The 23675-nt window shown below is 63.6% G+C and carries 20 protein-coding genes; 10 read left to right on the forward strand and 10 right to left on the reverse strand.

Annotated features, from left to right (window positions below; all coding sequences use genetic code 11):
* Positions 1–34: 34 nt before the first annotated feature.
* Genes IEY62_RS18645 through IEY62_RS18660 form a run of 4 tightly spaced genes read right to left on the reverse strand, consistent with a single transcriptional unit; the run spans position 35 to position 5142 of the window.
* Entirely contained in the window at positions 35–847 is an 813-nt protein-coding gene (locus IEY62_RS18645; RefSeq protein WP_026546909.1) for a bifunctional allantoicase/(S)-ureidoglycine aminohydrolase, read from the reverse strand.
* A gap of 14 nt (positions 848–861) precedes the next feature.
* Positions 862–2124 (reverse strand): DUF6986 family protein, encoded by a 1263-nt coding sequence (locus IEY62_RS18650; RefSeq protein WP_189020675.1) that lies wholly within the window; start codon positions 2122–2124, stop codon positions 862–864.
* Between the two features lies 1 nt (position 2125).
* The gene (gene aceB, locus IEY62_RS18655) at positions 2126–3724 is read right to left on the reverse strand and encodes a malate synthase A (RefSeq protein WP_189020677.1); all 1599 of its coding nucleotides are present in this window, start codon (positions 3722–3724) and stop codon (positions 2126–2128) included.
* A 17-nt stretch (positions 3725–3741) separates the two neighbouring features.
* The gene (locus IEY62_RS18660) at positions 3742–5142 is read right to left on the reverse strand and encodes an NAD-dependent malic enzyme (RefSeq protein WP_189020679.1); all 1401 of its coding nucleotides are present in this window, start codon (positions 5140–5142) and stop codon (positions 3742–3744) included.
* A gap of 221 nt (positions 5143–5363) precedes the next feature.
* On the opposite strand from IEY62_RS18660, the gene IEY62_RS18665 reads away from it, so the two are divergent.
* Positions 5364–6119, forward strand: a complete 756-nt coding sequence (locus IEY62_RS18665) for an IclR family transcriptional regulator (protein WP_011776026.1) — start codon at positions 5364–5366, stop codon at positions 6117–6119.
* Positions 6120–6278: 159 nt separating this feature from the next.
* Here the strand turns inward: IEY62_RS18665 and IEY62_RS18670 are convergent, their stop codons facing one another.
* Together IEY62_RS18670 and pucL are read right to left on the reverse strand one after the other, a co-directional pair.
* On the reverse strand, positions 6279–7796 hold the full coding sequence (locus tag IEY62_RS18670; protein ID WP_189020681.1) for a nucleobase:cation symporter-2 family protein: 1518 nt from the start codon (positions 7794–7796) through the stop codon (positions 6279–6281).
* 168 nt (positions 7797–7964) lie between these two features.
* Positions 7965–8879, reverse strand: coding sequence for a factor-independent urate hydroxylase (pucL, locus tag IEY62_RS18675; RefSeq protein WP_189020683.1), 915 nt, complete (start codon positions 8877–8879; stop codon positions 7965–7967).
* 368 nt (positions 8880–9247) lie between these two features.
* Between pucL and IEY62_RS18680 the strand changes: the two genes are divergently transcribed.
* Positions 9248–9424: a hypothetical protein gene (locus IEY62_RS18680; protein WP_189020685.1), complete on the forward strand. Its 177-nt coding sequence runs from the start codon at positions 9248–9250 to the stop codon at positions 9422–9424.
* A 230-nt stretch (positions 9425–9654) separates the two neighbouring features.
* On the opposite strand, the gene IEY62_RS18685 is transcribed toward IEY62_RS18680, so the two are convergent.
* Entirely contained in the window at positions 9655–10584 is a 930-nt protein-coding gene (locus IEY62_RS18685) for a type IV toxin-antitoxin system AbiEi family antitoxin domain-containing protein (RefSeq protein ID WP_189020687.1), read from the reverse strand.
* Positions 10585–10804: 220 nt separating this feature from the next.
* Here IEY62_RS18685 and IEY62_RS18690 point away from each other — a divergent pair, with 220 nt between their 5' ends.
* Together IEY62_RS18690 and IEY62_RS18695 are read left to right on the forward strand one after the other, a co-directional pair.
* On the forward strand, positions 10805–11548 hold the full coding sequence (locus tag IEY62_RS18690) for a hypothetical protein (RefSeq protein ID WP_189020689.1): 744 nt from the start codon (positions 10805–10807) through the stop codon (positions 11546–11548).
* A gap of 37 nt (positions 11549–11585) precedes the next feature.
* On the forward strand, positions 11586–12668 hold the full coding sequence (locus IEY62_RS18695; protein ID WP_229785443.1) for a hypothetical protein: 1083 nt from the start codon (positions 11586–11588) through the stop codon (positions 12666–12668).
* 155 nt (positions 12669–12823) lie between these two features.
* On the opposite strand, the gene IEY62_RS18700 is transcribed toward IEY62_RS18695, so the two are convergent.
* Positions 12824–14167, reverse strand: a complete 1344-nt coding sequence (locus IEY62_RS18700) for an 8-oxoguanine deaminase (protein ID WP_189020691.1) — start codon at positions 14165–14167, stop codon at positions 12824–12826.
* A 398-nt stretch (positions 14168–14565) separates the two neighbouring features.
* Here IEY62_RS18700 and IEY62_RS18705 point away from each other — a divergent pair, with 398 nt between their 5' ends.
* The 5 genes from IEY62_RS18705 (at position 14566) to IEY62_RS18725 (ending at position 22045) form a co-directional block, all read left to right on the forward strand.
* Positions 14566–15060, forward strand: a complete 495-nt coding sequence (locus IEY62_RS18705; protein WP_142937997.1) for a nucleoside deaminase — start codon at positions 14566–14568, stop codon at positions 15058–15060.
* 6 nt (positions 15061–15066) lie between these two features.
* Positions 15067–16650, forward strand: coding sequence for an NCS2 family permease (locus tag IEY62_RS18710; RefSeq protein WP_189020693.1), 1584 nt, complete (start codon positions 15067–15069; stop codon positions 16648–16650).
* 349 nt (positions 16651–16999) lie between these two features.
* On the forward strand, positions 17000–18253 hold the full coding sequence (locus IEY62_RS18715; protein WP_189020695.1) for an XdhC family protein: 1254 nt from the start codon (positions 17000–17002) through the stop codon (positions 18251–18253).
* Positions 18244–19179 (forward strand): FAD binding domain-containing protein, encoded by a 936-nt coding sequence (locus IEY62_RS18720; RefSeq protein ID WP_189020698.1) that lies wholly within the window; start codon positions 18244–18246, stop codon positions 19177–19179. The genes IEY62_RS18715 and IEY62_RS18720 overlap by 10 nt, the downstream gene beginning before the upstream one ends.
* Positions 19169–22045, forward strand: a complete 2877-nt coding sequence (locus IEY62_RS18725; protein ID WP_189020700.1) for a molybdopterin-dependent oxidoreductase — start codon at positions 19169–19171, stop codon at positions 22043–22045. Before IEY62_RS18720 ends, IEY62_RS18725 begins: the two co-directional genes overlap by 11 nt.
* Positions 22046–22102: 57 nt before the next feature.
* Here IEY62_RS18725 and IEY62_RS18730 read toward each other — a convergent pair whose 3' ends face one another.
* Both IEY62_RS18730 and nboR read right to left on the reverse strand, forming a co-directional pair.
* The gene (locus IEY62_RS18730) at positions 22103–22570 is read right to left on the reverse strand and encodes a GNAT family N-acetyltransferase (RefSeq protein ID WP_189020702.1); all 468 of its coding nucleotides are present in this window, start codon (positions 22568–22570) and stop codon (positions 22103–22105) included.
* 20 nt (positions 22571–22590) lie between these two features.
* On the reverse strand, positions 22591–23226 hold the full coding sequence (nboR, locus tag IEY62_RS18735; protein WP_189020705.1) for a nicotine blue oxidoreductase: 636 nt from the start codon (positions 23224–23226) through the stop codon (positions 22591–22593).
* Between the two features lie 160 nt (positions 23227–23386).
* Here nboR and IEY62_RS18740 point away from each other — a divergent pair, with 160 nt between their 5' ends.
* Complete coding sequence (locus IEY62_RS18740; RefSeq protein ID WP_189020707.1) at positions 23387–23578, forward strand: YegP family protein; 192 nt, start codon at positions 23387–23389, stop codon at positions 23576–23578.
* The last annotated feature ends 97 nt before the right edge of the window (positions 23579–23675 follow it).

Genomic DNA, 23675 nt, shown 5'->3' on the forward strand with positions numbered 1-23675 from the left:
GCAGCTTTCCGGCGATCTCGGCGGCAGGCAAGGACTAAGTGAGCTTCACCTGGCGGTTCATGTCCTTGTACAGCAGGTAGCGGAACTCGCCCGGGCCACCGGCGTAGCAAGCCTGCGGGCAGAACGCGCGCAGCCACATGAAGTCGCCGGCCTCAACCTCAACCCAGTCGTTGTTGAGCAAGTACATGGCCTTGCCTTCCAGGACGTACAGGCCGTGCTCCATGACGTGCGTCTCCGGGAAAGGGATCACGCCGCCGGGCTGGAAAGTGACGATGTTGACCTGCATGTCGTGGGCGAGGTCGCTGGAGTCCGTGAAGCGGGTGGTCTTCCAGACGTCGTCGGTGTCCGGCATGGAGGTGGGCTCCACGTCCTTCTCGTTGGTGACGAAGGACTTGGCCTCGAAGCCTTCAAGACGCTCATAGGCCTTGCGGATCCAGTGGAAGGAGACGATGTCGTCGGAGACGTTCTCCAGGCCCCACTCTGCACCTGCGGCGAGGTAGGCGTAGCCGCCTTCTTCGAGGTGGTGGAGTTCCCCGTCGAGGGTCAGGTTGACCTGGCCCTTGGTCACGAAGATGACGCCTTCAACACCGGACTCGAACTCTGCCTTGGGAGCCCCGCCGCCCGGTGCGATCTCGACGATCAGCTGGGAGAACGTGGTGGCGAAACCGGAGATCGGCCGCGCGATGATCCACGAGCGCGTGTTGGAGAAGCCCGGCAGGTTGCTGGTGACGATGTCCGTCATGACGCCCTTGGGGATCACCGTGTAGGCCTCGGTGACGATGGCCCGTTCCGTGGTGAGGTGGGTCTGCGGCGGCAGGCCGCCCTGCGGGTAGTAGTACTTGCCCATGCGAGTTGCTCCTATCAGTGGGAAGTCGGTTGTGCGAGCCGCGGGTGCGCCAGCGCGGTCAGCTGTGAAAGTTCGACGCCGGCAAGCGCCTTGACCTCGTCGGTTCCCACTGCGCCGCACTGGACGCCGCGGAGGACGAAGCCTGCCAGGGCGCGGGCCGTGGCGGGTTCATCCATGACGCCGCCTTCGGTGCGCTCCACATAGTTGCGCAGGCGCAGTGCCGCGGCGGGCAGGCCTTCGCGGTAGAAGGCATACGACGCCGAGAAGCGGCTGGGGAGTTGGGCGGCGTGGAGATCCCAGCCCTGGTAGTAGCCGTTCTCCAGGGAGCGTCGGACCAGCCGGCCGTGAAGCTTCCACGCGTCTTCCACGCCATCGCCCACGGGGATGATGTTGGTGGACCCGTCGGAGAGGCGGATGCCGGTGCCGGCAACAGCGAGCTGCATGACTTCCTTGGCGAAGTCGGCCACCGGGTGCTCCATGGACTGGTATTCCGCGGAGATTCCCAGGGAAGCGCTGTAGTCGTAGGTCCCGTAGTGCAGGGCGCTGATGCGGCCCGGAACAACGTGGGGGAGCTGGGCTACCGGCGAGGTTCCGTCCGCGCCGATGATGAGCTGCGGTGTTTCCACCTGCACCTCAAAGCGAAGCCGGCCAGCGGGGAGCCCGTGGACTTCCTCAAGGCGGGACACCGCGAAGTCCATGGCCTGCACCTGTGCCACCGTGGTGACCTTGGGCAGGGTGAGGATCAGGCCAGCGGGGAGCTCGCCGGCCTCAGCCAAGGTGGAGACGAACAGGTCCAGCGTCTTCAGGCCGCGGGCCCGGGTGGGCGCTTCGAAGCACTTGAAGCGGATGCCGATGAACGGCGGAGCTGTTCCGGCCGCGACGGCAGTGGCAACAGCCTTGGCGGCAGCAACGGCGTCGGCGTCTTCTGCCTCGTCGCCGCGGTCGCCGTAGCCGTCCTCGAAGTCCAAACGGAGGTCTTCGATGGGCTCAGTGGACAGCTTGGCTGCCACACGCTCAGCCACAGCGGCGGCCAAGTGGGATTCCTGGCCCAGCAGCCGGCCGAGCTTCTCCAGGCCGCCGTGGGCCTCCGCCGTCGCGAGTGCCTGCGTGCCCCACTCAGCTGCGAGAGCCGGCGTGAAGCGGTCGGCCGGGATGTAGACGGTGTGGATCGGCTGGCGTGAGCCGTCGTCGCCGGGGTAGTTGCGGTCCAGCAGCTCATCGGTAGCGGACAGCTGGGACTCGATGTGGGCCAGATCGGATGCGGAGAATGAGCCCATCTCAGCCCACCAGCTCGTAGGCAGGAGTGGTGAGGAAGTCCGTGTAATCGTCGGAGAGACAAATGTCCTCGATCAGCTTGGACGCCGGCTCGTAGTACTTGGTGAAGTTCTCATCGCCGAACTCGATGCGCAGGCGCTCGGTTTCTTCGCCCAGGATACGGGTGACCAGTTCGCGGGTCACGGTGTTGCCCGTGTCCGCGAGGACGGACTTGTTGCGGATCTGCTGCCACACCTGCGAACGGGAGATCTCCGCCGTGGCGGCATCTTCCATGAGGTTGTGGATGGCAACGGCGCCGCTGCCGGAGATCCAGACGCCGGTGTAGGCGACGGCGACGTACAGGTTCAGGCGCAGGCCTGCCTCCGTGACGGTTCCGCCGGCGGACGCGACGTCGATGAGCTGCTCAGCGGTGACGTTCACCTCGGGACGCTGCTTGTCCAGCTGGTTGGGACGGTCGCCCAGTACGGAGTCGAAGACTTCGCGGCAGGTGGACACGAGGTCCGGGTGGGCCACCCAGGAGCCGTCGAAGCCATCATTTGCTTCGCGGGTCTTGTCGGCGCGGACCTTGTCGAAGGCGGCGGCGGTGACGTCGGGCTGCTTGCGGTTGGGGATGACGGCGGCCATGCCACCCATGGCGAAGGCGCCGCGCTTGTGGCAGGTCTTGACCAGGAGTTCGGTGTAGGCGCGCATGAACGGTGCCGTCATGGCAACGGTGGCGCGGTCCGGGAGGACGAACTCTTCGCCGGCATCACGGAAGTACTTGATGATGCTGAAGAGGTAATCCCAGCGGCCGGCGTTCAGGCCCGAGGCGTGGTCACGCAGTTCGTAGAGGATCTCGTCCATCTCGAACGCCGCCGGGATGGTCTCGATGAGCACAGTGGCGCGGACGCTGCCCTGCGGAATGCCCAGGAAGTCCTGCGCGAAGACGAAGACGTCGTTCCAGAGGCGGGCCTCCAGATGGCTCTCCATCTTGGGCAGGTAGTAGTACGGGCCATGGCCGTTGAGGAGAAGCTGCTTGGCGATGTGGAAGAAGTGCAGGCCGAAGTCCACCAACGCGCCCACGGCGGGTTCGCCGTCGATCAGCAGGTGGCTCTCTTCCATGTGCCAGCCGCGGGGACGGGCCACAACAACAGCCAGGGGAGCGTCCGTGCGGAGGCGGTATTCCTTGCCTTCGGGGGAGGTATAGCTCAGGGTTCCCTGGGCGGCGTCGCGGAGGTTCAGGATGGCGTCGATGACGTTGGGCCATGTGGGCGTGCTGGCGTCTTCGAGGTCCGCAAGCCATACTTTGGCGCCGGAGTTGAGGGCGTTGATGGCCATCTTGGCCGGGGTTGCCGGGCCGGTCATCTCAACGCGGCGGTCCTGCAAGGCTGCCGGTGCCTCGGCGACCTTCCAGTCGCCGTCGCGGATTTCCTGTGTCTCCGGGAGGAAGTCCAGGCGGCTGGTGTCCGCAACCTTCTGGCGCTTGACCTTGCGGGCCTCCAGGAGTTCATTGCGGGTACCGGCGAAACGCTGGTGCAGTTCTTCGATGAAGGCCAGTGCCTTGGGGGTGAGGATTTCCTCGGCGCGATCGATCGGCCGGGGATCGGTGACTGTGATAGCCATGTGAGCGGATTCCTTTTCTAGAGTGCGCTGGCGGCGTTGGCGTGCGCAGCGTTGGCTACGGCGGTCGCTACATCGGCGGCAACATGGGGATCGAAGACGCTGGGGATAATGTAACTCGCGTTCAGCTCGTCGTCAGCTACCCGGTTGGCGATTGCCTCGGCTGCGGCTACCAGCATGTCCGGCGTGATGTCCGATGCTCCGGCATCCAACAGGCCCCGGAAGAAGCCGGGGAAGGCCAGCACGTTGTTGATCTGGTTCGGGAAGTCGCTGCGACCGGTGGCGACCACGGCTGCGTGCTTGGAGGCAACCACAGGATCGATTTCCGGCGTCGGGTTGGCCATGGCGAACACGATCGCGTCTTCGGCCATGGAGGCAACCTGTTCTTCGCCGATCACGTGCGGGGCGGAGACGCCGATGAAGACGTCCGCTCCCTTGAGGGCGTCGTGCAGGGTGCCGGAGAAACCCTCTTCGTTGGTGTTCGCGGCAATCCAGCTGCGGTGTTCGTCGTCGTACTTCTCACCCGAGTGGATGGCGCCTGAGCGGCCGGCGGCAATGATGTGCTGCGCGCCCTGGGCTTTGAGGAGCTGGATGATGGCGGAACCGGCAGCGCCGACGCCCGAGACCACGATCTTCACTTCGGAGAGCTTCTTGTCCACAACGCGGAGGGCGTTGACCAAGGCAGCGAGCGTGACGATCGCAGTGCCGTGCTGGTCATCGTGGAAGACCGGGATGTCGAGTTCTTCGCGGAGGCGGTTCTCGATTTCGAAGCAGCGCGGCGCGGCGATGTCTTCGAGGTTGATGCCACCGTAAACAGGAGCCATGGCTTTGGCGATCATGATGATCTCCTCGGTGTCCTGCGTGTCCAGGCAGACCGGCCAGGCGTCCACGTTGGCGAACTGCTTGAAGAGCGCGGCCTTGCCTTCCATTACGGGAAGGGCGGCGGCGGGGCCGATGTTGCCCAGGCCCAGGACGGCCGAGCCGTCAGTGAGGACCGCGATGGTGTTGCGCTTGACCGTCAGGTTGCGGGCAGCGGCGGGGTCTTCTGCGATCGCCATGCAAACGCGGGCGACGCCGGGAGTGTAGGCGCGCGACAGGTCGTCACGGTTGCGCAGGGCTACTTTGGGGACGACCTCGAGCTTGCCGCCCAGGTGCATGAGGAAGGTGCGGTCCGAGACGTGCTGGACGGTGACGCCGTCGAGCGCGTTGAGGGCGTCCTTGACGCGGGCTGCGTGGTCGTCGTCGGTGGTGTTGCAGGTGACGTCGACAACGATCGTCTCGTGGTGGGATTCCGTGACGTCCAGCGCGGTGATTGCTGCACCGGCTGCGCCGACGGCTGCTGCCAGTTCACTGGTAGCGGTGAAGCTCGACGGTGCGGCGACGCGCAGGGTGATCGAGTTTCCGGGGCTCGGATTCGCCATTGAAATTCCTCCTGTAAGGCCCGTTCCCGGGCCGCCGTTCCAAACTGAATGTTTTCGTATTATGGATATTATTATCTACAAAGTGGAAACACAAGCCCTTGTTGGGTCATGTTCGGTGTCATCGCAGAGGTGCCCCTCGTGCTGTATCTTGGGTGTTCTAAGCAATTCTTTTCACGATGCGGATAAGAGTTGTCGGAATCTGAGTCATTGGAGACAAGGGAATGGCTGAAAAAGCCTCCGGAGGCGTGCAGTCCGTTGAGCGCGTCTTTGAACTGTTGGAACTGATCACGGACGCGGGTGGCGATGTCACCCTGAGCGAGCTCTCGTCGTCCACTGACCTGCCGCTGCCCACCATCCACCGGCTGCTGCGCACGCTGGTGTCGCTGGGCTACATCCGGCAGCTGCCCAACCGCCGCTACGCCCTGGGTCCCCGCCTGATCCGGCTCGGTGAAGGCGCCAGCAAGCAGCTTGGCGCCGTGGCGCGTCCGCAGCTGAAGACCCTGGTGGAACGTCTCGGGGAGACCTCCAACATGGCCGTGTTGGACTCGGACATGGTCATTTACGTGGCCCAGGTCCCGTCCATGCACTCCATGCGCATGTTCACCGAGGTAGGCCGCCGCGCCCACACGCACGATACCGGCGTGGGCAAAGCCATCCTCGCCCAGCTGGACGACGAGGTTGTCCGCGGCATCGTGGCGCGCACCGGCATGCCCACTCCCACGGCCAAGAGCATCGGGGACATCGACTCCCTGCTCGCAGACCTCAAGCTCATCCGCGAACGTGGCTACTCCATTGACGAGGAAGAGCAGGAGCTCGGCGTGCGCTGCTTCGCCATGGCCGTGCCCAACGCTCCCACGCCCACGGCGATCTCGGTCTCCGGCCCCATCACCCGTGTGGACCAGAGCTTCGCGGACCGTGCAGTGCCCATGCTGCGTGAAGCGGCAATGGCGATCTCCGCAGAGCTGAACCAGAACTAGCTTTCCCAACCCCGCCGAGTCGGCATTTGATGGCAATGTTCCTCGAGAACATTGCCATCTTTTGTCATCTGGGCGCTCTTGTCATCTGCGCGGGGAAACAAGAAGGCGGCAGTGTCCCCCAAGGAAACACTGCCGCCTTTTGTCATCTGCGGACCGGAGCTAGTGCTCTGACGCGCTGGATGTCTTGAGCGGAACTTCGTTGCCATCCGCATCGATCAGCTTGCCGTTTTCGAAGCGGTCGCCTTCGCTGAGGCACTTGATGTCCTCTTCGCTGACGATCCGGTCCGTACCGGCGACGAATACCGACTGGTTGTCCGAATTGCCGGCCTTGAAGTGGTTGAAGAGGATGTTCAGGATGATCGCCATGACCGCGGCGGAGCTGATGCCGGAGTGGAAGATCGTGGAGAACCAAGACGGGAACTGGTCGTAGAACTTCGGGGCGGCGATCGGGATCATGCCGAAGCCGATGGAAGCGGCCACGATGATCAGGTTCATGTTGTTCTTGTACTCAACCTTGGCCAGGGTGCGGATACCACTGGCTGCCACCGTACCGAACAGCACGACGCCGGCACCGCCCAGGACGGGCGTCGGAACCGCTGCGACAACCCGGCCCAGGATCGGCAGGAGACCGAGGATCACCAGGATGAGCCCGCCGGCGCTGACCACGAAGCGGCTCTTGATACCCGTGATGGCTACCAGGCCAACATTTTGGGCGAAGGCGCTCTGGGTGAAGGAGTTGAACAGCGGGGAGATGGCGCTGGAGAGCATGTCGGCGCGGAGGCCGTCACCGATGCGGCGGGAGTCAACCTTGGTGTCCACGATTTCGCCCACTGCGATGATGTCCGCCGAGGTCTCGGTGAGGGTCACCAGGATGACGATGAGCATGGAGATGATGGCGGCAATTTCAAAGGTCGGAGCACCGAACGCGAACGGCGTGGGGAATGCCACGATGTCGCCCTGGCCCACCTTGGAGAAGTCAGCCATGCCTGCAATGAGCGCGATGATGGTGCCGATCACCATGGCCAGCAGGATCGAGAGCCGTGAAATGGCGGCGTTGCCCACCTTGCTCAGGAGCAGGACGATGCCCATGGTGGCTGCGGCGAGCCCGATGTTGGACACGCTGCCGTAGTTGTCGGCCTTGGCGTTGCCGCCCATTGCCCAGTTCGCGGCAACCGGCATCAGTGTCAGGCCAATGGTGGTGATGACGGTGCCTGTGACCACCGGCGGGAAGAATTTGATGATCTTGGAGAACAGGGGAGTGATCGCCAGGCCAATCAGTGATGCCACGATCACCGAACCGAAGACTGCCTGGATCCCGCCACCGCCTTGGACGATTGCCACCATGGTGGAAACGCCTGCGAAGGAAACGCCCTGGACCAGCGGCAACTGCGAGCCGAACCACGGGATGCCTACCGTCTGGAGGATGGTGGCCAGGCCACCAACGAACAAACAGGCGGCAATAAGAAGGCCGATGTCCTGCGAGGACATGCCGGCGGCTGCACCGATGATCAGCGGCGGGGCAATGATTCCGCCGTACATGGTGAGGACGTGCTGGAAGCCGTAGGCGAAAGTGCTTCCAAGAGAAAGACGCTTGTCCTCGGGCCGTTCCGGACGGTGCGACTGTTGCTTCTGGGAAGCGGTGGTATTCGCGGGGCGGGATTTTTTCTTGATGTTCATGGCAGACTTCCTGGGTTCATGGCAGACGTCTTCGTCTGGCTAACTGTGTCTGGCTAACAAAATCTTTGGAGTTGTGGGGTTTTTGGGGTCGGGTTTGTGTGCAGGCCAGGCCCGCTGCGGGGCGGCTGGGGGCCGGACCTGCACACAGATCCCTTGGGGTGTTGCTGCTTAGCAGAAGCCGGCGATGCCGCTCCAGGCAACAGGTGCAGCGTCGATGTTCTCGCGCTGGACAGTTGCTTCGATGAGGCCGTACGGGCGATCCGCGGCGAAGAAGACCTCGTTGGGGTTGTCCAGGCCGAACGGGCTCAGGTCAACCAGGAAGTGGTGCTTGTTGGGCATGGAGAACTTGATCTCGGCCACTTCGCTGTGGGCTTCCAGAACCTTCTTGCCCATGTCGAACAGCGTCTGCTGCAGTGCGTGGGAGTAGTTTTCGGTGAAGCCTTCCAGCAGGAGCGCCTTGATGTCGTCGTAGCTCTTGTTGAAGTCGGTGCCGGCGACGTCCAGGTTGGTGTTGTAGCGCCAGCGGGCGGAAACGTCGGTGGCGAGGATGCGGTCGGTGGTCTCCGGCAGGGTGGTGTACTTGTCGCGCGGGTAGCCGACAAAGCCGGACTGCGTGGTCTTGAGGACGGTCAGGTCCTTGAGGCCGGAAATCACGTGGGTGGTTGCGCCGTCACGGACCACGACGGCGGTACGCACCTCTTGCCCGTTGCGGACGAAGCTGTGGTCGTGTCCTTCGCCATGTGCCTGGATGCGATCCCAGCTGTAGGCCTCCGCTTCCCAACGGCCGCCTGTGACCCAGTCGAATCCACCGGTGAAGTGGTCCGCGAGGCGCAGGAGGAAGGATTCGGGCGAGCCGATGCCTTCACGGGCGAACGCGTAGACGGTGTTCTTCTGGGTGTCGGTGGCAACCACGTGGCCGTTGTCGCCTTCAAGGTGTGCTGCCTGGAAATCTCCGCGCAGCTGCGAGGTGACGTTCAGGTCTTCGATGTGGTGGCGATCAGTATCCCGAGTGACCTTGACGACGCGGACTTCTGCTTTGCCGTACTGGTTTTCGCCGAGGACGATGTTGTTGCTCATGGTCATATCCCAACTTCTGTGAGGTGGAACCTACGTTCCATCAATGAAATTAAGCGCGTGTTTCCACTGCGTTTCTGGTGGCGCCGACCCAACAAAAAAGAGCCGGCATCCATGGATGCCAGCTCATTACGACCCTGCCTGCTGCTCTCAGGTTACGTGACCTACGCCACGAACTCATTCGAGAGTAGCGCATGATTTCGAGTTGTGTATATGGGTTTTCGAGGATCGTTATGAACAACCCGAATGTGACCGGGGCAACTTCATGTCGCCGCAGAAGGGTCTTGACGGCTCGTTTCCCGCCTGCCTACACTTTCCACATAACAATAAAAGTTTTCCGAAGAGCGGAAACTGTAGGCAAGAAAGAGGAGGAACAGATGGACTCGAAGGATACGAACAGCGTCGTGGAATTCCCGGCACCGGGTCAGGAACTGTACCTGCCCTTTGGTTCGACAGATCCGGACTTCTACATTCCGGCCGACTGTGATCGCAAAGCCGGCGGGTTCTCCCGTTGGCTGCGTGCGCTTCCGGTGTTCGGCCGGCAGCGCCCCTGATCTTCCTCAGCGGCACCCTCTCCTCGTAGCTCGGACAGGGAACCCAGCCGCTGCGGGAATCGGCGGGTAGGACTCTGCGCAACAGAGCCGAAGCGGGCGGCATCTGGGGAGGTGTCGCCCGCTTTGTTGCGCCCGGGCCGTCTCATTCTTTCGCCGATTCGATGCTGCGCTGCGGACCGTGCCATGCGCAGCATCGAAATCGCAGCGGACCCCCGAAATGGGCATCCGCGTCATCGGCCTAATGCACGCAACACCCTCATTTTGAACTCCTGTTCCCGGTACAAGTCCCGCCAGCGGATGCGGATGAACGTCCACCCGAGTTCGGTCAAGGCCTTCTCCCGCTGCCGTTCCTGGTAGAGCACCTCCGCGGTGGGTGCGTAATCGAAGCACTTGGCCTTCCCATCGAACTCGAGCGCCACCTTCTTTTCCCGCCAAGCCAGGTCCAGCCTGTGCTTACCTTCCGCTGACAAAACCTCGACCTGCAGATCCGGCATTTCGATTCGGAGGCGTTGGAGCAACTCGCGGGTCAGGGTTTCGCCTGGTGATTCCGATCTGGCATCAGCGTTCACCAACGCCTTGCGAAGCGCCGCCACGCCGTTTCGTCCCCTTAGTTGGTCGCACATCCGCTGCATTTGCGCCCTGTCAGCGCCCAAGCGCAGGGCATGATCCATGAGGACCAGGGATTGGCGGTCATTCAGGATGAGGCAGCTGTCCACGACTGTTCGTTCCAAGGAGGTGCACGCCATGCCCCTGACGGTCCGGATATCGCCGGGTTCCAGTGTCCGGGTGTGTGGAGCAACATCCATCCCGTGCGAAGAGCGCGATGCGGTGGTGGGGGTGGTGATATGCACCTGGCCGTCCACATCCAACAGGAACAGCCCATGGAGTCGTGCCGCGGAGGTGTGGCTGTAGACGAAGCCGCGTGCCGACGTCGTCAGCGTCCCATGGGCGTGTGCGGCAATCAGCTGCAGGCTCCGTACAGAAGGTTTCTGGGCTGCCCAGGTACTGCCCCTTAGGTAGCACCCCCTGCGAAGCCTCACTAATTCCCCGCTGCGCACCAGGGAAGCAATCTTCCTGTCGTTCAAGCCAGCTTGGTGGAGTTCATTGGTTCGCCATAGATCCATGCCTTCCGGAAGCAGGTGCTGGGAATTCCTCGTCATCCAACCAGCCTCGATCGCGCGCGCTCCCACGAATAGACGCCAGGTGTCCTATGTGGACAAATCCGCTTCGTTGCCTCGCTGCACATACTGCCGGGGGCACGGCATGATGGGCAGCGGGGCATCGAACCGGGCGGAAAGGGGCCGCGTCACATTCCGCCGAGGTGTGGCCTATGTCACGTAAGCTTGGCTGACGGCCGCCCTCCGGGTTCTTAAAGGGCCGTTGCGACCCCTCGATGGGCCGCACTTGCTGGCTCGATGGCGCCGGACACGCGTCCGCAGGCGCCGCACCGCAGCATGCCAAGTATTACTGGCGCTCGTCATTGAGCCCTGCCGGGACATGGACGCCCGGCGGACAACACTTGCCGCAGCAGGTGAAAGAAAAGCCGGAACTGGGGGTCTGGCGCCACCGCAGCATCATTCAGGCTGCCTCCCCAAAGGAAAACAATGTCATGAAACGCACCTTCGCAACGCTGGGGGCGGTGTTCGCATTGGCCCTGGCCGGCTGTACGGATCCCGGGACACCCTTGCCCACCGAAAGCCCAACCGCCACATCGACGGCGACGGCGGAGCCCACCTCGGAGCCGACGGCGACGGCGACGGCAACGCCGACCGCAGAGCCGACTTCGGAGCCGACGGAGACTCCGACCGCGACCCCCACGGCTTCGCCGACGGCAACGCCAACAGCTTCGCCCAGCGTGACCCACACGCCAACCGCGACAGCAACGCCAACCGCGACCCCGACGGCAACACCGACAGCAACGCCAACCGCGACACCCACGGCAACACCGACCCCAACGCCAACCGCGACCCCGACGGCAACACCGACCCCAACGCCAACCGCGACAGCAACGCCAACACCTTCACCGACCCCCACGCCAACCCCAACCACGGACACCCTCGCCAACCTGCCCCGGATTCCGTGGGATGGCGGTCCAGACTATTGGAAGAAGTTCCCGAAAGCTGACGCCGCTGGCTGGGACGATCCATCGTTCATCCCGATCGTGGTCTGGTATGGCTCGCCCGGAAGTGACGCCCAGCTGAAGTATGACAAGGCGCTCGGGATCAACACCTACGCCCAGGGCAACCCGGCAACCCCGTCGGCAGGCATTACGTCCAACGGAATGTTTACCTTGTTCTCGCCGAGCGATGCCCCCGCGGATTGGGCCAGCCAGGTGGGAACGCTGTTGGACGACGAGGTGGATGGCCGATTCGACACTGCATCAGGCTTGGCGCATATGCGTTCACTAGCCGCTCAGTCTGATCCCGCCAAAACCGGCCGCTTCACTTACGCCAACTGGACTTCGGGAATTCTGACCTACGACCGGTCCATGCAGTTCAGTGTGGACTTCTACAACACGGCCAACGTCAACAGTGTGGACCAGTACTTCTATGCTGTCCCGCAATGCGACTGGGGCGACAACCAGCTGCGGTGGCGCACACCCCAAGGCCAGAACCCCATCAACACGGCCAACTGCCGCACCGCATCAAGCTATGGAAAGATCATTTCCCTGCAGAACGAGGTCAATGCAGCACGTGGCGTCCAGGCTCCCATCTGGGCCCTCCCGACCGTGGTGTCCACTGGCGGCTCCACGGGTGGTTACCGGCAGCTAACGCCGGAGCAGACTAAAGCCCAGGTTTGGGCGAGCATCATTCACGAGGCACGTGGCATTGTGTGGTTCAGCCAGTCACCGGACCAGCAGAACATCAATGACTGCATCAGTGGCGACGCCTTCGCGGATGCTCGGCTCAAGGGCACGGCATGCCTCAAGGACCAGGTAGCGGCAGCCGGTGCTGTGAACAACCAGATCAAGGCACTGGCGCCCGTGATCAACACTCAGTCCTACGTCTGGGACTTCGGTGACGGCATTGATTCCATGTTGAAGGTCAAGGATGGCTCCGCGTACATCTTTGCCATGGGCCAGGACGGCACCACGGGATCCAGGACGTTCACGCTTCCGGCCGGCATCACAGGCACTCAGGTGGAAGTTGTGGGAGAAGGGCGGACCCTCGCGGTCCAGGGTGGCTCGTTCACGGATTCATTTGCCAACGAGTACACCCATCACGTCTACAGGATCACCCTCTAACCAGGGGTCCTCCGCGTCGTAGCTGGAGAATGACGCGTGGGACCAATGCCTGGCAAACCCGTTTCGTTGGCGCGCTGCGCACTGTGCCGAACGCATGGCACGGTGCGCAGCGAAGCCACGAAACGGGTTCGCCCACCAAGATCACCTAAACAGGGCTACCCCGCCACGAGCTTCCGGGCCGCCGCCGAGTGCTCCGCGATGAGCCCGGCCACGTCAAGATCCGGAATCGCGCCGTCCACAACGCGCCACTTGCCACCGACCATCACCCGGTCGGCCCGGTCCGCACCGCACAGCAACAGTGCGGCAACGGGATCGTGGCTTCCGGAGAACCGCAACGAGTCAAGCTTGAACAGGGCCAGGTCGGCCTGCAGTCCGGGGGCCAACTGTCCAATATCAGAGCGTCCCAACACGGCAGCAGACCCGCGGGTTGCCCACCCCAAGGCGCGCTCCACAGGAACGGAGGCGCCGTAGCGGAGACGCTGCAGGTACAGTGCTTGCCGCGCTTCGAGGATCATGTTGGAGGCATCGTTCGACGCCGATCCATCCACTCCCAGCCCCACGGGGACTCCCGCTGCCTCAAGTTCCAGGACCCGCGCGGTCCCGGATGCCAGGCGCATGTTGGAGGTGGGGCAATGCGCGACGGCGCTTCCGGCCGCTCCCAGCCTGGCGATCTCCTCGTCGTTGAAGTGGATGCCGTGTCCAAGCCAGGTCCGGTTTCCCAGCCAGCCCACCGATTCCAGGTAATCCACGGTCCGCAGGCCGAACATGGACCGGCAGAAGTCTTCCTCGTCGATGGTTTCGGCCAGGTGGGTGTGCAGCCGGACGTCGTACCGTTCGGCCATGGCCGCAGATTCGGCCATGATTTCCTTGGTCACGGAGAAGGGCGAGCACGGTGCTAGCGCGATCTGCACTGAGGCCCCGTCTCCGGTCTCGTGGTACTGGCGGATGAGCCGTTCGCTGTCCGCAAGGATCGCTTCAGGTGACTGGACAGTGGTCCTGGGCGGCAGCCCGCCGTCGTCCTCTCCCAATGTCATGGACCCGCGGGTCAAGGTGGCCCGCATCCCCATGGAACGTACGGCTGCCACCTCGATGTCGATCGCGTCTTCCATCCCGTCCGGGAACAGGTAGTGGTGGTCGGCGGCCGTGGTGCAGCCGGAAAGGAGCAGCTCCGCCAATGCGACCTGCACAGCGAGTTCGAGGCTGCGGGGAGTAAGCCGCGCCCACACCGGGTAGAGGTTCTGCAGCCACGGGAACAGCGGCACATTGGCCACGGGGCCCCAGGCGCGCGTGAGGGTTTGGTAGAAGTGGTGGTGCGTGTTGATGAGGCCGGGCAGGACGACGTGGCCCGAGGCATCGAAGACGGTACATGGCATGGAAGGCTGCCCGCCCGAAGGCACGAGTTCGGCGATCTTTCCGTCGAGAACAACCAGGCCGCCGCCGGCGTCGTGGTCGTTTGCGGTGAAGATACCCAGGGGGTTCTTGATCCAAAGAGGGGTCATGGCAGGTTCCTTGTCTGGTCGGCGTGTACGCGTTCCAGCTCAGTTAGGCCCTGTCTGCTGATCCAGGTTCCGGGCTGCAAAAGGCGCCGGTCAGAAAAGCGTAAGAGCCCCGACGGCGGCAGTCAACGCCCGCGGGCGGTCACATTTGGCTGCACCCACAAGGATTAAGTAATTTCGCATGACGAAATTAAGTTTTCAAAAAACTATGGCGCGGCTCACAAACGTGGTGCTACGCTCTAACTGCCAAAGGCGGGCACCCGGACCTCGGGAAGCTATCTACCAGGCGCAACTTAACCTTCATCGCACATGCTGAAGCCTGGTAACCAAGCTAACTGGAGCTCTTTTTGGAGCGCCCCCGAAAGGTCACCCGGCTTCCACAGCACTAAGGAAGTCGCAACATGAGTACAACCGTCACGGCCGAGCAATTCCTGGCCACATCCATTGAGCTGGCTACAGCCAATGTCCTTAACAGTGGGGGCCCGTTCGGGGCCGTCATTGTCACCGCGGATGGACGAGCCTTCGAAGGCGTCAACCGCGTTACCGCCACGAACGATCCCACCGCACACGCAGAAGTCACGGCCATCCGTAACGCCTGCCGCGAACTGGGAACCTTCGATCTGAGCGGAGCAACCCTCTACACCAGCTGCGAGCCATGCCCCATGTGCCTGGCCTCCGCGCTCTGGGCACGCGTCGACCGCGTGTTCTTCGCCGCAGACCGTCACGACGCCGCATCCGTTGGCTTTGATGACGCCGTTTTCTACGAGTACTTCGAGAACGACAACCGGGACGCGCTGATGCCGGTAGCCAAGCTGGAACTGGGCGACCCCCAGGCTCCGGAGGCCCTCCAGCCGTTCACCACATGGAACACGCTTGATTCCAGGATTGATTACTAGGGCCCGGTGGCTGACATGAATATCCTGGACAACGCAGAAATGCAGACAGCAGCTGAGAAGCAGGCTGCGCTCTTTCCCAACGGAGACACCAGCGCAGAGCCCACAGCAGCAAAGCACACGGCAACCGGCCTGGCAGATGGCAACAAGAAGCCCCCGGTGTCGAACTCCTTCCTGGACAAGTTCTTCCAGATCTCCAAGCGTGGATCCACGCTGGCCCGCGAATTCCGGGGCGGCCTGGTCACCTTCTTCACCATGGCGTACATCGTCATCCTGAACCCGCTCATCCTGGGTGGATTCTCGGCAGAAAACGCCCCCACCGACGTGGCCGGCGGTTGGCTTTCGGCCGCCCAGGTCGGCGCTGTCACCGGCTTGACCGCCGGCGTCATGACGATCGTTTTTGGTCTCATTGCCAACCTGCCGTTCGGTCTCGCGGCCGGCCTCGGCATCAACTCGTTCCTGGCTGTAGCAGTCATCCAGGAAGTTACATGGCCGGAAGCCATGGGCCTGGTGGTCATCAACGGCATCCTGATCGTGCTCTTCGGTGCTACAGGTGCCCGGACGGCGATCTTCAAGGCAGTACCCAAGGAACTGAAGGCCGCCATCACCGTTGGCATCGGCCTGTTCATTGCCTTCATCGGCTTTGTCGATTCCGGTTTTGTCCGTCCTACTGCGGGCGGCCCTCCGGTTCAGTTGGGCAACGACGGTTCCATCACGTCCATCCCGACTCTTGTCTTTATTGTTGGTTTGCTGGCCATGGGCATCCTCGTGGCACGCAAGATCCAAGGCGGCTTGCTGATCGGCATCGTCGCCACCACCGTCCTTGCCGCTGTTGTCGAGGCCATCTTCCACATCGGACCTGGCACCGCGGACAACCCCGGCGGTTGGCACCTCAACGTGCCTATCCTTTCCAGCCAGCTGGTGTCCGTCCCGGACCTCAGCCTGGTAGGCCAGTTCGACCTCTTTGGTTCGTTCGCCAGGATCGGCGGGCTCGCCGCCACCATGCTGGTCTTCACCCTGGTGTTCACCAACTTCTTTGACGCCATGGGCACCATGACCGGACTGGCAAAGAGCGCAGGCGTGGCCCACAAGGACGGCACGTTCCCCAAGCTGAAGTCGGCCTTCATCGTTGAAGGCATGGGCGCAGTGGTGGGTGGTGCGACGTCCGGTTCGTCCAACACCGTGTACATCGACTCTGCAGCGGGCATCGGCGAAGGCGCCCGGACCGGCCTGGCCTCCGTGGTCACTGGCCTGCTGTTCCTGGGCTCGATGTTCTTCACGCCGCTTACCTCGGTAGTTCCGCTGGAAGTAGCGGCAGCCGCCCTGGTGGTGGTGGGCGCGATGATGATGGCGCAGATCCGCGAGATCAAGTTCACCAAGTTCTCCATCGCTCTCCCTGCGTTCCTGACCATCGTGACCATGCCGCTGACGTACTCCATCGCCAACGGGATCGGCGTCGGGTTCATCTCCTTCGCGGTCATCAGCGCAGCGTCGGGCAAGGCCAAGAAGGTCCATCCGCTCATGTGGGTGGTCACGGTTGGCTTCATCATCTACTTTGCCCGCGGACCCATCAACGCCCTGATGGGCGTCTGACCGGGACCGCACCCCGCGCCGGCGGGTCCCTTCCGGCACTCCGATCGACGGTCCGTCGGTACCCACCGCACGAATAGGCGTCCGCCGTCGTCGTCCCTGATGAACAGGCACGACGGCGGGCGGCGGCCGGGCGCCGACGCTCCGTCAGGGAACGGGGGCAGGGAGATGAAGCCCTTGCCCCCGTTCCTATGAACTCACGGTTCCTATGAACCCACGGTTCCCAAGAACTCTCATCGAATTGCCGCGACTAACCCTCAACATCCTCCGGAAATGAGAATATGAGGCAAGATCGCGCACTGCTCCGGCCGGGTCATCCCGGCCGGGACACCTGGAAAAAGGACGTGTTGCCATGCTGGATCTGATGCCTTCACTGGGCAGCTGGCGGCCTGCGGTCTCTGGCCAACGTTTGGCTGTGGCCACGATCGTGGGGAGCGGCGGTTCCGTGCCGCGACCCCTGGGGACCTCCATGATGGTCTCCGAAAACGGCGAAATCCTGGGCAGCTTGTCCGGTGGTTGCGTTGAAGGGGCCGTCGTGGAGGCGGCCATGGAAGCAATGCGCGACGGCGGCCCGCGCCTTGAGTCCTACGGCTACAGTGCCGAGGACGCGTTCGCCGTCGGCCTCACCTGTGGTGGTGAGCTGGAAGTCCACATTCAGCCTTTCGGGGCGGGAGCGCCGGAACTTTCATTGTTCGCCGGCCCCCAACGCCCTGCTGCGTTGATCCGCAGGCTCGACGCCGGGGGAGGCGTCATGGTGGTGGATGATCCTGTGCGGTTCCGGGCCATGGAATCCCCGGAACTGGCCGTCCTGCTGGGCGACCATCCCTCCACGCTCTTTGCGGCAGCTGCCCAGGTGGAGCCGCTGCTCCAGGGCGGCCGTGCAGGCCTGGTCCGTCTGGCACCCCCGGAGGGCTGCATTGATGGCTGGGTCACCACAGAGAGACTGGCGGCCCCACCCCGGGAAGAAGAAGAACCGCAGCCCATCACGTTGTTCGTGGAAAGCCGATTGCCGGCTGCACGGATGCTTGTCTTTGGGGCCAACGACTTTGGCGCAGCGCTGTTGCCCGTCGGGCAGCTTCTGGGTTACAACGTCACCCTCTGTGACGCGCGGCCCGCTTTCGCCTCCCAGAACCGTTTTTCGGGGGCAGACCAGGTGGTCACCGACTGGCCGCACCGTTATCTCGAATCCGAGGCGGCCGGTGGGCGCCTCGACTCCCGCACCGTTGTGTGCGTGCTGACCCACGATCCCAAGTTTGATATCCCCTTGCTTCAAGCCGCGCTCCGGCTGAACCTGGCTTATGTCGGCGCCATGGGTTCGCGCCGCAGCCACCGCCAACGCGTGGACGCACTGCTCCAGGCAGGAACTCCGCCGGAGTCCTTGGACAGGCTGCATTCACCCATCGGGCTGGACCTCGGCGCCGTAACCCCGGCCGAAGTAGCAGTCTCCATTACGTCCGAAATCATCGCGGCGCGTGGGACCGGTGTGAACACAACGGGGTTCCCTTCCCTCAAGGACAGTGCCGGCCCGATTCACCCGGCTCCGATTCACGCAGCACCGCTTCACGCAGCACCTCAACACCTCACTCAGGAGGACCCATGGACATGAACACCATCGAGGCCGTGGTCCCCACCACGGACCCGGCGCAATGGCGCGAAGGCGATGCCTGGCTCGCCGGAGGCACTGTCCTCTTCTCTTACGGAAGCACCGTCCTCAAGCGCCTGCTGGACCTTGGCCAAGCCAACTGGCCGGCCATCACCGTCACCGATGCCGGGATTGAACTGGCTGCCACCTGCACCGTCGCCGAGCTTTACGCCTTGCCGCTGTCCGCTGAAGCCGCTGGCCGTGAATGGCCCGGCCTTGCCCTGATCCGGCCGTGCTGCGACTCGTTCGTGGCCTCGTTCAAGATCTGGAACATGTCCACAGTGGGCGGGAACATCTGCACCGGACTGCCCGCCGGACCCATGACGTCGCTCTGCGCGGGTCTGGACGGCGTGGCAACCATCCTTAGTCCCGACGGAAGCAGCCGGAAGGTTCCGGTTGCCGACGTCGTGGTGGGGGACATGCAGACGGTGCTGGCACCGGGGGAGTTGCTCCGCAGCATCCACCTCCCTGCCGAAGCACTCTCCGCCCGCGTTGCTTTCCGGCGTTTGTCCCTGAGCAACCTCGGGCGCTCCGGAGTGCTGCTAATCGGTAGGCTCGATCCCGTTTTTGGCTTGGTCATCACCGTCACCGCGTCCACCAAGAGGCCTGTGCAACTCAGGTTCCCCGCCGGTCAGGTTCCCGACGCTGGAACCCTGGCTGACGCCGTCGAGCATTCCATTCCCTGGCGGGTGTACCACGACGACATCCACGGCCTTCCAGCATGGCGCCGGGACATGACCTTCAAGCTTGCCGAAGAGATCAGGGCCGAGCTCATGGATGAGTCGATGACCGTCTCCGGCGATTTCTGGCCACCTCATGCCACTTCAGCCCAGCCTTCCACGCAACCCGAAACGTCAGGCACCCACAAGGAGGCTCCCCATGGCAATTGAGATCAACGGTGCCGCCGCACCCGACGCACCCCGCCCCGGCCAGTGCCTCCGCACGTTCCTTCGCGAGCAAGGCAACTTCGGCGTCAAGAAGGGCTGCGACGGCGGCGACTGCGGAGCCTGTACCGTCCACGTCGACGGCACGCCCGTGCACAGCTGCATCTACCCGGCCGTCCGCGCCGAGGGTAAAGCGGTCACCACCATTGAAGGCCTCGCGTCCGGGGAAGGCCTGCACCCTGTGCAGGAACAGTTCCTGGAGGCCCAGGGCTTCCAGTGCGGTTTCTGCACTGCAGGCATGATGATGACTGCGGCCACCTTCGACGACGAGCAACGCGCCAACCTGCCCCGCAACCTCAAGGGCAACCTGTGCCGCTGCACGGGCTACCGCTCCATCGCGGACGCCGTGTGCGGCCACGGCGAGGGCCCCGGTGATGCGCACGGCAACGACCACACGCACGACGCCGACGCTGACGTTTCCGGGGCACAGTCTGTTTCGGGGGCACAGGCACCTGCCGCTGTTCCCGCCGGCGCTGCCCCTGCCGCTGTTCCCGCCACGCCGGGCCAACTCGGCGACAACGTCCCGGCACCCGCCGGCCAAGCCGTGGTCACGGGCACCGCCCGCTACACCTTGGACGTCCCGGCCGAGCAGCTGCCGGGCCTGCTGCACATGAAGCTCCTGCGTTCACCGCACCCGCACGCACGGATCGTGTCCATCAACAAAGCCCCCGCACTTGCGGTTCCGGGAGTCGTGGCGGTCTTCACCCATGAGGATGCTCCGCAGCAGTTGTTCTCTACTGCCCAGCACGAAAACTACACGGATGACCCCGATGACACCCGCGTCCTGGACAACGTGGTGCGGTTCATCGGGCAGCGGGTTGCCGCGGTTGTGGCCGAGTCGGTGGGCGCAGCCGAGGCGGGAGCCCGGGCGTTGGAGGTGGAGTACGAACTTCTGGAGCCCGTGTTTACTCCCCAGGAGGCGATCCTTCCGGGTGCGCCTGCGATCCATGGGGAAAAGGACGGCGAAGCTTCCCGGATCTCACGGCCGCAACACAACGTAGTTGCTGAGGTCCACGCCGAACTGGGCAGTGTTGCCGACGGCTTCGCAGCTTCCGATTTCATCCATGAGCACACTTACCAAACCCAGCGCGTGCAGCACGTGGCCATGGAAACACATGCCTCCATTGCCTGGCTCGATGAGGAGGGCCGCCTGATGGTCCGCTCCTCCACGCAGGTTCCGTTCCTGGTGAAGCGGACGCTGAGCCGTTTGTTCAACCTGGCTCCGGAGACCATCCGGGTGATGGCCGGACGGGTTGGCGGCGGATTCGGTGGCAAGCAGGAAGTCCTCACCGAGGACCTGGTGGCGCTGGCTGCGTTGGCTCTCCACAGGCCCGTGCAGCTGGAGTTCACCCGAACCGAGCAGTTCACGGCGACCACCACACGCCACCCCTTCACCATCCACCTGAAAGCCGGAGCCAACAGGGACGGGTACCTCACTGCCCTGCAACTAAACGTACTCACCAACACCGGGGCCTACGGAAACCACGCGCCCGGCGTGATGTTCCACGGTTGTGGCGAATCGTTGGCTGTCTACAAGTGCGTGAACAAAAAGGTGGATGCCCACGCCGTCTACACCAACACCGTTCCTGCCGGGGCTTTCCGTGGCTATGGGCTGAGCCAGATGATCTTCGCCATTGAATCGGCCATTGACGAGCTCGCGGTGGGTATCGGCATGGATCCCTTGGAGTTCCGGCTCAAGAACATGGTCCGGCCCGGCGATCACATGCTCTCCACTACACCCGAGCCCGAAGAAGACGTGCACTACGGAAGCTACGGCCTGGACCAATGCGTGGCCTTGGTACGCGATGCTCTGGACCGTGGCAAGGAGCGGTACCGTGCCGCCGGACTGGACGACCTCGGGCCTGAATGGGTCGTCGGGGAAGGCTCGGCGCTCTCCATGATCGACACCGTGCCCCCGCGCGGCCACTTCGCCCACACCCGGGTGAGCCTGGAAGCGGACGGGAGGTTCGCCGTCGACGTCGGTACTGCGGAGTTCGGGAACGGCACCACAACTGTCCATGCGCAGCTGGCTGCCACCGCGCTGGCGACCTCGGCGTCACAGGTGACCGTGCGCCAGTCCGATACCGACCTCGTGGAGCACGACACCGGCGCGTTCGGTTCTGCCGGAACCGTGGTGGCCGGGAAGGCGACGCTGGGCGCGGCGCTGGAACTTGCCACCCGGATCCAAACAGTCGCGGCCTCGCTGACCGGAACGCCGCTGACGGATTGCCATCTGGTGGACGGGGCTGTTCAGTGCGGTGAGCGTACGGTGCCGTTGAAGGACATGGTCGACGCCGCCAGGCTGCAGGGCGTCCGGCTCGCCACCGACGGAAACTGGGGAGGAACGCCGAGGTCTGTCGCCTTCAACGTCCACGGTTTCCGGGTTGCCGTGAACAGGGGAACGGGTGAGCTGCGGATCCTGCAGAGCGTGCAGGCAGCCGACGCCGGTGTGGTGGTCAATCCGCGGCAGTGCCGGGGGCAGATCGAGGGCGGCATCGCGCAGGCGCTCGGGGCGGCGCTGTACGAGGAAGTGAAAGTGGACGACGCCGGTCGCGTCACCACGGACATCCTGCGGCAGTACCACATCCCGTCCTTCGCGGACGTGCCCCGGAGCGAGGTGTATTTCGCCACCACCAACGACTCCACCGGTCCGTTGGGCGCCAAGTCCATGAGTGAGAGCCCGTTCAACCCCGTGGCGCCCGCGCTGGCCAACGCCATCCGTAATGCCACAGGAATCCGCTTCGGTGAGCTGCCCATCGCGCGGGACAAGATCTACCTTGCCCTCCGCGATCGCACCCTGATCCCCAACTGACCCAACTGGGTCGCAGTTGAGGTCGTTCCCAGCGCTGGGAACGACCTCAACTGCTACCTACTTGGTTGAGAGGGGGAGTTCCATGAACACGCTGTTCGGATCCAGGGTGTAGTCCCCAAACGGCGGGCATTCGGTGAAGCCATGCCGGGCATACAGGCGGCGGGCTGGAGCGAAGTATTCCTCCGTGCCTGTCTCCAGGCTGAGCAGTTCAAAGCCCCGGCGTCCGGCTTCGGCCACAATGTGCTCGAGCATCCGGGTCGCCACGCCACGTCCACGGGCCTGCGCAGTTGTCCGCATGGATTTGATCTCCGCATGCCCGGGGGACAGCGCCTTCAACGCGCCGCAGCCCAACAGGACCCCGTCCTCGCGGGCCGTCCAGAACGTGATTGATTCGTGGGACAAGGCCGAGTGATCCAACGCGTGAACGCTCTCTGCCGGAGAGGTGGCGAACATGTCGGCCAGGTGCTCGCTCAGGAGGGAATGGACGTCTGGGCGTGCGGGATCATCTGTTTCTATCCGGATCATGAACCCCAATTTACCCGCAGCTATCCGTCCAGCAGGTGCAGCTGATCCTTCGTATCCAGGTCTTCGCCCGAGCAGAGATCGCTGCAGTCCACCAGGTCCACCAGCCCCGGATGCGCTTTGAGGAAGGACCGCGCGCCCGTGTCGCCGTGGGCGGCTGCCGCCGCTTCCGACCGGAGGCCGACGTCGAAAATCACCGGGTGCCTGCGTTTCAGGCGGCCTGACTCATCAGGGTAGGCGGCTGCCGTGACCCGGCCGGGACGGTGGCTGCCCAGTAACCTGCTCACCGCCGTCGGGGTTAAACCGGGCTGGTCGACCAAGGCCACCATGATGCTGTTGCCGGGGGTCGCGGCGTCGATGCCTGCGCGGAAGGATCCTGCCATGCCCCTGGCCCAGCCGGGGTTCACCACCACCGTGTGCGTGCCGAGGTCCGTTGCGCTGCGGATCTGCTCGGCTTCAGCACCGAGCACCACCACTACCTCTCTGCAACCGCCGTCGAACAGAGTGTCGGCGAGTACTTCCACCAAGGTGCGGCCGCGGAAGGGCAGCAGGGCCTTGGGGCCGCGTCCCAGCCGGGTGCCGGCGCCCGCAGCGAGCAGGACGCCCGTGGTCGGCGGGCCGGATTGAGTCATATCCTCACCATACGCGCGGGGGTCCATGTGGTCTCTAGCTCCTTGGTGGCTTTCCATTTGATCTACCAATATCGGTTTCAAACTACTGCTGAGTAGGGCTTTTGGCCCTGCGAATTGGCCGTTAGGGTCAATGACGGAGTTATGAAGTCAGCTCGGTAACGCAACGACGCGTGAAAGAACAGGGGACATGGCGGGCAGTTTCGAGATTCTCAAGGCAGGTACCAATTCATTCCGGTTCCGGCTTACCGCAGACGATGGCACGGTTGTGGCAGTGTCACCACAATTTCCGAACCTGAAGGCAGTAGTCGCCGGCATCAACGCAGTCCGCGAAAATGCGGCTACGGGCTTTGTTGTCGACAGGCGGAACCTGGGCACCTGAGCCAGATTCAACAAACCCAGCGAAACAACAGTTGGCGGCAGTGTTCATCACGAACACTGCCGCCAACTGTTGTTTGTGCGGGTTGTTAGGCGTCGCC

It is taken from the genome of Paenarthrobacter histidinolovorans (assembly GCF_014647595.1).
Taxonomy (GTDB): Bacteria; Actinomycetota; Actinomycetes; order Actinomycetales; family Micrococcaceae; genus Arthrobacter; species Arthrobacter histidinolovorans.

Bases quoted from the DNA above. Each gene is read 5' to 3' on its own strand.
- IEY62_RS18645 (WP_026546909.1), bottom strand. From the start codon at position 847: ATGGGCAAGTACTACTACCCGCAGGGCGGCCTGCCGCCGCAGACCCAC.
- IEY62_RS18650 (WP_189020675.1), bottom strand. From the start codon at position 2,124: ATGGGCTCATTCTCCGCATCCGATCTGGCCCACATCGAGTCCCAGCTG.
- aceB (WP_189020677.1), bottom strand. From the start codon at position 3,724: ATGGCTATCACAGTCACCGATCCCCGGCCGATCGATCGCGCCGAGGAA.
- IEY62_RS18660 (WP_189020679.1), bottom strand. From the start codon at position 5,142: ATGGCGAATCCGAGCCCCGGAAACTCGATCACCCTGCGCGTCGCCGCA.
- IEY62_RS18665 (WP_011776026.1), top strand. From the start codon at position 5,364: ATGGCTGAAAAAGCCTCCGGAGGCGTGCAGTCCGTTGAGCGCGTCTTT.
- IEY62_RS18670 (WP_189020681.1), bottom strand. From the start codon at position 7,796: ATGAACATCAAGAAAAAATCCCGCCCCGCGAATACCACCGCTTCCCAG.
- pucL (WP_189020683.1), bottom strand. From the start codon at position 8,879: ATGACCATGAGCAACAACATCGTCCTCGGCGAAAACCAGTACGGCAAA.
- IEY62_RS18680 (WP_189020685.1), top strand. From the start codon at position 9,248: ATGGACTCGAAGGATACGAACAGCGTCGTGGAATTCCCGGCACCGGGT.
- IEY62_RS18685 (WP_189020687.1), bottom strand. From the start codon at position 10,584: ATGACGAGGAATTCCCAGCACCTGCTTCCGGAAGGCATGGATCTATGG.
- IEY62_RS18700 (WP_189020691.1), bottom strand. From the start codon at position 14,167: ATGACCCCTCTTTGGATCAAGAACCCCCTGGGTATCTTCACCGCAAAC.
- IEY62_RS18705 (WP_142937997.1), top strand. From the start codon at position 14,566: ATGAGTACAACCGTCACGGCCGAGCAATTCCTGGCCACATCCATTGAG.
- IEY62_RS18715 (WP_189020695.1), top strand. From the start codon at position 17,000: ATGCTGGATCTGATGCCTTCACTGGGCAGCTGGCGGCCTGCGGTCTCT.
- IEY62_RS18720 (WP_189020698.1), top strand. From the start codon at position 18,244: ATGGACATGAACACCATCGAGGCCGTGGTCCCCACCACGGACCCGGCG.
- IEY62_RS18725 (WP_189020700.1), top strand. From the start codon at position 19,169: ATGGCAATTGAGATCAACGGTGCCGCCGCACCCGACGCACCCCGCCCC.
- IEY62_RS18730 (WP_189020702.1), bottom strand. From the start codon at position 22,570: ATGATCCGGATAGAAACAGATGATCCCGCACGCCCAGACGTCCATTCC.
- nboR (WP_189020705.1), bottom strand. From the start codon at position 23,226: ATGGACCCCCGCGCGTATGGTGAGGATATGACTCAATCCGGCCCGCCG.
- IEY62_RS18740 (WP_189020707.1), top strand. From the start codon at position 23,387: ATGGCGGGCAGTTTCGAGATTCTCAAGGCAGGTACCAATTCATTCCGG.